The sequence below is a fragment of the Enterobacter cloacae complex sp. P27C genome (genome assembly GCF_014895705.1).
Classification (GTDB): domain Bacteria; phylum Pseudomonadota; class Gammaproteobacteria; order Enterobacterales; family Enterobacteriaceae; genus Enterobacter; species Enterobacter bugandensis.
The window spans coordinates 242,867-251,077 of the sequence record NZ_JADBQB010000008.1 but is presented as its reverse complement, the minus strand read 5'-3'; the positions used below and the strand labels follow the sequence as shown (position 1 = coordinate 251,077).

8 protein-coding genes are annotated in these 8,211 nt (G+C 55.7%); 2 read left to right on the top strand and 6 right to left on the bottom strand.

Annotation, left to right across the window (positions count from 1 at the left end; translation table 11 throughout):
• The first annotated feature begins 245 nt into the window (after positions 1 to 245).
• Both IM291_RS17920 and mdtD read left to right on the top strand, forming a co-directional pair.
• Positions 246 to 953, top strand: a complete 708-nt coding sequence (locus IM291_RS17920) for a FadR/GntR family transcriptional regulator (RefSeq protein WP_192987422.1) — start codon at positions 246 to 248, stop codon at positions 951 to 953.
• Positions 950 to 2,383 carry a multidrug transporter subunit MdtD gene (gene mdtD, locus IM291_RS17915; RefSeq protein WP_028014904.1) on the top strand — a complete coding sequence of 478 codons (1,434 nt, stop codon included), beginning with the start codon at positions 950 to 952 and terminating at the stop codon, positions 2,381 to 2,383. Before IM291_RS17920 ends, mdtD begins: the two co-directional genes overlap by 4 nt.
• On the opposite strand, the gene rbsR is transcribed toward mdtD, so the two are convergent.
• The 6 genes from rbsR to rbsD all read right to left on the bottom strand — a co-directional run bounded on the left by rbsR (position 2,349) and on the right by rbsD (position 8,203).
• On the bottom strand, positions 2,349 to 3,341 hold the full coding sequence (gene rbsR / locus IM291_RS17910; RefSeq protein WP_028014905.1) for a ribose operon transcriptional repressor RbsR: 993 nt from the start codon (positions 3,339 to 3,341) through the stop codon (positions 2,349 to 2,351). The two genes, mdtD and rbsR, sit on opposite strands and share 35 nt — an antisense overlap.
• Before the next feature lie 3 nt (positions 3,342 to 3,344).
• Positions 3,345 to 4,274: a ribokinase gene (gene rbsK / locus IM291_RS17905; protein ID WP_045631283.1), complete on the bottom strand. Its 930-nt coding sequence runs from the start codon at positions 4,272 to 4,274 to the stop codon at positions 3,345 to 3,347.
• A 108-nt stretch (positions 4,275 to 4,382) separates the two neighbouring features.
• Complete coding sequence (rbsB, locus tag IM291_RS17900) at positions 4,383 to 5,273, bottom strand: ribose ABC transporter substrate-binding protein RbsB (protein WP_192987420.1); 891 nt, start codon at positions 5,271 to 5,273, stop codon at positions 4,383 to 4,385.
• 27 nt (positions 5,274 to 5,300) lie between these two features.
• Positions 5,301 to 6,266 carry a ribose ABC transporter permease gene (gene rbsC, locus IM291_RS17895; protein ID WP_006808742.1) on the bottom strand — a complete coding sequence of 322 codons (966 nt, stop codon included), beginning with the start codon at positions 6,264 to 6,266 and terminating at the stop codon, positions 5,301 to 5,303.
• Between the two features lie 4 nt (positions 6,267 to 6,270).
• Positions 6,271 to 7,776 carry a ribose ABC transporter ATP-binding protein RbsA gene (gene rbsA / locus IM291_RS17890; protein ID WP_041911754.1) on the bottom strand — a complete coding sequence of 502 codons (1,506 nt, stop codon included), beginning with the start codon at positions 7,774 to 7,776 and terminating at the stop codon, positions 6,271 to 6,273.
• A gap of 7 nt (positions 7,777 to 7,783) precedes the next feature.
• Positions 7,784 to 8,203 carry a D-ribose pyranase gene (gene rbsD / locus IM291_RS17885; protein ID WP_003862392.1) on the bottom strand — a complete coding sequence of 140 codons (420 nt, stop codon included), beginning with the start codon at positions 8,201 to 8,203 and terminating at the stop codon, positions 7,784 to 7,786.
• Between the last annotated feature and the right edge of the window lie 8 nt (positions 8,204 to 8,211).

The following is an 8,211-nucleotide window of genomic DNA, read 5'->3' as shown; positions in this document are numbered from 1 at the left end:
GCATTTATTTCGCTTTTCTCTGCTGACCCGGCGGCGTGTGTGCCGTTGTTCCGTGTCAGTGGAGGCGCATTATAGGGCGTTATTCTGAAGTGACAAGAGGAAATTCAAAAAAAGTTTCTGACCGTGTTTTTTTTCACCAATAGAGGTGATATCAAGCTACAAATTGTTCTATTTGATGTATCTGCAACCACAATCACATTCGAGGTGGCATAATTAACAGCATGAAACATTAAGGAATAAAAGCGATGCCATTAAGCGCACAACAGCTGGCCGCCCAAAAAAATCTGTCCTATGTGCTGGCAGAAAAGCTGGCGCAGCGGATTTTAGCGGGTAAATATGCCCCGGGGAGCATCCTGCCGGGTGAATTGGAGCTGGGTGAGCAGTTTGGAGTAAGCCGTACCGCGGTTCGCGAGGCGGTGAAAACCCTGACGGCAAAAGGTATGGTGCTTCCACGCCCTCGTATTGGCACGCGCGTGATGCCACAGAATAACTGGAATTTTCTCGATCAGGAGCTGCTCTCCTGGTGGATGACCGAAGACAACTTTCATCAGGTCGTCGATCACTTTCTGGTAATGCGCAGCAGCCTTGAACCTCAGGCATGCCTGCTTGCCGCCACGCTCGGGACAGCAGAGCAGAAAGCGCAGCTTAACGCACTCATGGAAGAGATGGTGTTCCTGAAAAAACACTTCAACCGGGAACGATGGATTGAGGTCGATATGGCCTGGCATGAACATATCTATATGATGAGCGCCAATCCGTTCCTCACTTGCTTTGCTTCGTTATTCCATTCGGTGTACCACACCTACTTTACCTCTATTACACAAGACGAAGTGGTAAAGCTGGATTTGCATCAGGCGATAGTAGATGCCATTCAGGAGAGCGACGGGCAGCGAGCCCTGACTGCATGTCAGGCATTGCTGACCGCACCAACCCACCAGCAGGTAAATAAATGACAGAGAAAAAAGCGCGCAGCATGGCCGGATTGCCGTGGATTGCAGCCATGGCGTTCTTTATGCAGGCACTGGATGCCACCATCCTCAATACGGCGCTTCCCGCCATTGCGCAAAGCCTTAACCGCTCCCCGCTGGCAATGCAGTCTGCCATCATCAGCTACACTCTCACGGTGGCGATGTTGATCCCGGTAAGTGGCTGGCTGGCCGATCGCTTCGGTACCCGCAGAGTTTTCATGCTTGCCGTAACGCTCTTTACGCTCGGTTCACTGGCCTGCGCGCTATCCACTTCATTAACGGAGCTGGTTATCTTTCGCGTACTGCAGGGAATAGGCGGCGCGATGATGATGCCGGTGGCGCGCCTCGCTTTGCTGCGTGCCTACCCACGCAGCGAACTGCTCCCCGTACTCAACTTTGTCACCATGCCAGGGCTGGTCGGCCCAATACTTGGCCCGGTCCTCGGGGGTGTGCTGGTTACCTGGGCAAGCTGGCACTGGATTTTCCTGATTAATATTCCGATTGGCGTGGCAGGGCTGATCTATGCCCGCAAATATATGCCGAACTTCACCACGCCAAGGCGCAGCTTCGATATGGGCGGCTTTTTCTTGTTTGGACTGAGCCTGGTGCTGTTCTCCAGTGGCATGGAGCTCATTGGCGAGAAGCTCGTTGAAACGTGGCTGGCGCTCGCCGTCATCCTCAGTGGTATTCTGCTGTTCCTTCTTTATATACGCCATGCGCGTCGTCACCCGACACCGCTTATCTCTTTATCTCTCTTTAACACCCGAACCTTTTCCGTCGGGATCGCGGGCAATATTGCCTCACGTCTGGGCACGGGCTGCGTACCGTTCCTGATGCCATTGATGCTGCAGGTGGGGTTCGGCTACCCGGCGCTGATTGCCGGCTGCATGATGGCGCCCACGGCAATGGGTTCCATTCTGGCGAAATCAACGGTCACGCAGGTACTGCGCTGGTTTGGCTATCGTAAAACGCTGGTTGGCGTGACGGTCTTTATCGGTCTGATGATTGCGCAGTTCTCGCTGCAATCCGCGGCGTTACCGGTCTGGATGTTGATCCTGCCGCTGTTTGTGCTGGGAATGGCGATGTCAACGCAGTTCACGTCGATGAACACCATCACCCTTGCGGACCTGACCGACGAGAACGCGAGCAGCGGCAACAGCGTACTGGCGGTGACCCAACAGCTGTCGATCAGCCTCGGGGTAGCCGTGAGCGCGGCGGTGCTGCGGTTTTATGAAGGGTTTGACGGCACGAATACCGTTGAGCAGTTCCACTATACCTTTATCACCATGGGCGCGCTTACCGTGGTGTCGGCGCTGGTCTTTATGTTGTTAAAACCGAAAGATGGCCGGAACCTGATTAAAGAGCGTCACAAAGAGAAAGCTAAACCGAACCGCGTTCCATCAGAACAGGAGTAAGCTGCAAACGTTGCTGTTGCAGCGTGGGCTGCGCCATACGGTGGATCAACACGTCGATGGCCAGCTCACCCAGTTCATCCTTCGGCTGATGGATCGTGGTCAGCGGCGGCGTCATGTAGCGCGCCAGTTCGATATCATCGTAACCGACGATCGCCATATCGTCCGGAACGCGCAATCCCGCCTGATACAGCGCCTGATAGGCACCAAACGCCATCGCATCGTTGCCGATAAACACCGCCTGCGGGCGAGGCTCTTGCGCTAGCAGCGTCTGCATTGCCTCGAAACCGCCGTTAAACTCGAAATCGCCGGTGATGCGATAGCCATCAGGAATGGCAAGCCCTGCCCGCTCCATTGCCGAAAGATAGCCTTCCAGACGCAAGCGCGCCGGGGTTTTATCCAGCGGGCCGGTAATGCAGGCAATGCGGGTATGGCCTTTATCAATCAGGTGCTGCGTCGCCATATCGCCGCCCAGCAGCGAGTTATCCTGAATCAGATCGCTGGTCCCGTCGAACGGCGCCCAGTCCATCATTACCGTGGGAATAGAAGGATAGCGCTGAATGATCTCTTTTGAAGGTTGATGCGTTTCGGTACAGAGCAGCAGCAGCCCGTCGACGCGTTTTTGCATCAGCGTTTCCAGGTTGCGGTTCATGCGCTGCTCGTCGCCTTCGGTATTGCACAGCACCAGACTGTAGCCACGCTCGAAGCAGCTGCGCTCTACGCCACGAACAAGTTCAGAATAGAAAGGATTGGTACTGGCCGTGATCAGCATGCCGATGGTGCGCGTCTGGTTAAGCTTCAGACTGCGCGCCAGCGCCGACGGCGCATAGTTGAGGTCTTTTACTGCGGCTTCGACTTTCTCCCGAATCGCCTCGCTGACGAAGCGGTCGTTATTAATAACGTGAGAGACGGTCGAAGTAGAAACGCCCGCCATGCGGGCGACATCTTTCATCGTAGCCAAGCGTTACCCCTGCTGACTTAAGAATTCATCGATCTCTTTACGCCACGGAACGGAAGGCTGTGCGCCTTTGCGCGTCACCGCAATCGCGGCGGCGGCATGCGCAAAGCGGATCGCGTCATCCATCGCTTTTCCTTCCAGCAATGCCGTCACCAGCGCACCGTTGAAGGTGTCTCCAGCGGCGATGGTATCAATGGCTTTGACCTTAAAGCCCGGCACGCGACGGCCTTCGCCATTGACGCTAGCCCACACCCCGCGGCTACCAAGAGTAATGATAACGGTCCCGATGCCTTTTGCATGCAGCACTTTCGCCGCACGCGCGGCATCATTGTCATTTTCAACGCGAATGCCCGTCAGCTTTTCCGCTTCGGTTTCGTTCGGCGTAATGATGTCTACCAGCGCCAGCAGTTCATCTGATAATACACGGGCAGGCGCAGGGTTAAGTACGACAGTGGTATGATTTTCATGCGCAATTTTCGCGGCGGTCAGCACGCTTTCAACCGGAGACTCCAACTGCATCAGCAGGGCTTCCGCTCCGGCGATGATCCCACGCTGCGCTTCGACGCGTTCAGTCGTTAACGCGGCGTTAGCCCCCGCATGAATACCGATGACATTCTCACCTTCCGCATTGACGAAGATCAGCGCCACACCGGTAGATTCCCCTTCAACAACGCTGACGGGTGCAGTATCGATGTTGTCACTTGCCAGCTGTTTACGTACGCGCTCGCCGGTATCGTCATCACCCGTACAGGCGATAAACGCGATATTCGCCCCGCTGCGCCCGGCGGCAACTGCCTGGTTTGCGCCCTTACCGCCGAACGCGACCTGATACTGATTGCCGGTGACGGTTTCGCCCGGAGTGGGGAACGTTTCAAGGTTAAGAATGTGATCGGCATTGATACTGCCAAGGACGACGAGGTTGCCTGCGGTTTTCATGTATTGAGGTGTCCATCTGAGAGCGCCACCGGTATTACCCGGTGGCGTATGCCACACTTTTCTTTTATTTGGTGTCCCTCAGGCAGCCAGCGACTGCCTGAATCGCCTTTACTGCTTAATGACCAGCTTCAGGTCAACAGGGTATTTGGCCTGAACTTTTTCGCCCTTCAGCACTTTGTCGGCAGTTTCAACGCCAGTCGCGCCAATCTGCTCAGGCAGCTGAGCGATGGTCGCAGCCAGTTTGCCATCATTTACTGCTTTTTCACCATCCGGCGTGCCGTCAAATCCGACAACCATCACATCTGATTTACCTGCGGTCTGCAGGGCACGCAGCGCGCCCAGCGCCATTTCATCGTTCTGTGCAAATACCGCCTGCACATCTGGATGCGCGGTCAGCAGGTTCTGCATGACGTTCAGACCCTTAGTACGGTCGAAGTCTGCCGGCTGGCTGGCCAGCACGTTGAATTTGTATGCAGCCACGGCCTGCTGGAAGCCTTCACCACGTTCACGGGCCGCGGAAGTACCGGCGATACCCTGCAGTTCGATAACTTTCGCGCCTTCACCGGCTTTCTTCGCGATGTAGTCACCAGCAATTTTACCGCCCAGCACGTTATCAGACGCAATGTGGCTCACAACTTCGCCTTTCGTTGCCTGACGGTCCAGAGTGATCACCGGAATTTTCGCCTGGTTTGCCATCTTCACGGCGTTGCCTACGGCATCAGAATCGGTTGGGTTGATCAGCAGAATTTTGGTGCCACGAACGGTTAAGTCCTGAACGTTAGCCAGCTCTTTCGCCGGGTTGTTCTGAGAATCCAGCACCACCAGGTTGTAGCCCAGTTTGTCCGCTTCTTTCTGCGCACCGTCCTTCAGGGAGACGAAGAACGGGTTGTTCAGGGTAGAGACAACCAGCGCGATGGTATCTTTCGCCATGGCGTTAGCACTTACGGTTGCGCTCAGCGCGACAGCGGAAACCAGGGTAGCCAGTTTTTTCATGTTCATATCTAAGATGTCCTGTAGTGTCGTCAGTTACTGTTTTTTGTTGTCTACCAGTACCGCCAGCAAAATCACCACTGCCTTAACGATCATCTGGTAATAGGAGGAAACACCTAACAAATTCAAACCATTATTCAGGAAACCGAGGATCAGTGCGCCGATCAATGTCCCAACAATGCGACCTTTACCGCCCGCAAGGCTCGTACCGCCCAGAACCACCGCCGCGATGGCATCCAGCTCGTACCCCGTCCCCGCAGTCGGCTGCGCGGAAGAGAGGCGCGCCACTTCGATGATGCCCGCCAGTGACGCCAGCAGGCCGCACAGGGAGTACACGATAATTTTGACTTTATTAACGCTGATACCGGACAGGCGCGTGGCCGCTTCGTTACCACCCAGCGCATAGATATAACGGCCCAGGCGGGTATGGTGCAGCATGTACCACGCAGCCAGGAAGACGATAGCCATGATCCAGACCGGGGTCGGGACACCCAGCGGGCGACCGATACCGAACCAGCCAAACAGATCCGCGTTATCCGTAAACCCGGTATTCACCGGGCTACCGTTGGTGTAAACCATGGTCACACCGCGCAGCAGCAGCATCATCACCAGCGTGGCGATAAACGCCTGAACGCGGCCTTTTGCCACAATCACACCGGTAACGGCACCAATCGCCGCGCCAGCCGCCAGTGCAGCCGCAACGGCCACCAGCGCGTTGACCTCAATTCCCACAATTGAAGCGGCGATCGCACCGGTGAGCGCCAGCAGGGAACCGACGGACAGATCGATACCCGAGGTCAAAATCACCAGCGTCATGCCGACCGCCATAATGGCGTTCACCGACGTCTGCTGCAGAATGTTGAACAGGTTATTCACGGTGAAGAAATTCGGGCTCATGGTCGAGACAATCGCGATCAGCACCAGCAGGGCAATCAGCGATTTTTGTTCCATCAGCCATGCCTTTGTGAAATAGCGGCGACCAGAAACAGCCTGGGTAGTCATCTTCTTACTCCTGATTCACGCGATTAAGCTTGCCCACAGCGGCAGCCATCAGAACTTCCTGGGTGGCCTGCTCGCGAGTGAATTCACCGCCGAGATGCCCTTCATGCATGACGATAATGCGATCGCTCATGCCTAATACTTCTGGCATCTCGGAAGAGACCAGAATGATGCTCAGACCGTCGGCCTTGAACTGGTTAATCAGCTGATAGATCTCTTTTTTCGCGCCCACGTCCACGCCGCGGGTTGGCTCGTCGAGGATCAACACCTTCGGGCGCGTCATCAGCCCGCGGGCAATCGCCACTTTCTGCTGATTCCCGCCGGACAGCAGGCCAATAGCCTGCTCCATCGACGGGGTTTTAACGTTAAAGAGACGGATAAAATCACTGACCGCCTGCTGCTCATCTTTATGCTTCAGGCTGCCGCCGCTATGGCTGAAATAGCGCAGCGCGGTGAGGGACATATTCTCTTTCACCGACATGCCCAGCACTAAGCCGTCGCGCTTGCGGTCTTCGGAGATATAGACGATGCCGTTCGCCAGCCCGTCCTGAGGCGAGCGGGTCACCACTTCATGGCCGTCAAGAGTAACGTAACCACTGGTGCGCGGCAGTGCGCCGTACAGCACTTTCATCAGCTCGGTACGGCCCGCGCCCATCAGGCCCGCCACGCCCAGGATCTCGCCCTGACGCAGGGTAAAGGTCACATCATTTACGCCCGGGCCGCAGAGATTATCTACCTTCAGGCGGATCTCGCCCGGCGCTTTGTCCAGGTGCGGATATTGGTCTTCGAGCTTACGTCCCACCATCATTTCGATCAGCGTATCTTCGGTCAGCGTCGCCACTTCGCGCTCGGCGATAAACTGGCCGTCGCGGAAGACGGTCACGTCGTCGCAAATTTCGAAGATCTCTTTCATGCGGTGAGAGATATAGACAATGCCGCGCCCCTGCGCTTTCAGCTCGCGGATCACGCGGAACAGGGATTCGGTTTCGGTATCGGTCAGGGCATCGGTCGGTTCATCCATAATGATGACCTTCGACTCGAAGCTCAGCACCTTCGCGATTTCCACCATCTGCTGATCGCCGATGGAAAGGTCGCCCACCAGGCGGTCGCTCTTAAAGCGCAGGTTCAGCTTCGCCAGCAGCTTGTCCGCTTCGGCGTACATGGTTTTCCAGTCGATTTTGCCGAACCGGTTCACGAACTCGCGGCCCAGGAAGATGTTTTCCGCAATGGTCAGCTGCGGGATCAGGTTCAGCTCCTGGTGAATAATGCCGATGCCCGCTTCCTGAGAGGATTTCGGGCCGTTAAAGGTGGTTTCTTTACCCAGCCAAACGAGTGAACCGGCATCGCGCTGGTAGATCCCGGTCAGCACTTTCATCATGGTGGATTTGCCGGCACCGTTTTCGCCCACCAGCGCCATCACGCGTCCTGGGTAGACGTTAAGCGCCGCACCGGAGAGGGCTTTTACGCCCGGGAACGACTTATCGATCCCTTTGAGTTGCAGTAATGCGTCCATGATGGCCTCAGAAGGTGACGCCAGCACAGAGAATGATATTCGCATACGGGGAACACTCCCCGCTGCGAATCACCGCCTGACTGTCTGCGGTTTGTTGTTTGAACTGTTCGTGCGTTGTGTAACGAATTTCTATGGTGTTTCCCTGGTGTTGTTGCAGTTGCTCAATGTGGCTGAGCAACGTTTCGTGGAGTTGCGGATTATGTTGTTTGATTTCCGCCGCGAGAATGGCCGCCTCAACCTGCATCTCCGCCGTCACCACCTCCAGTACCTGCATAAACGAGGGCACGCCCTGCGTTAACGCCATATCGATACGGGTTGTGCTGCGCGGAACCGGTAAGCCTGCATCGCAAACCACCAGCGTATCGGTATGCCCAAGACGGGAAATAACCGATGAGATTTCTGAGTTGAGAACCGTGCCTTTCTTCATTTTCTTGC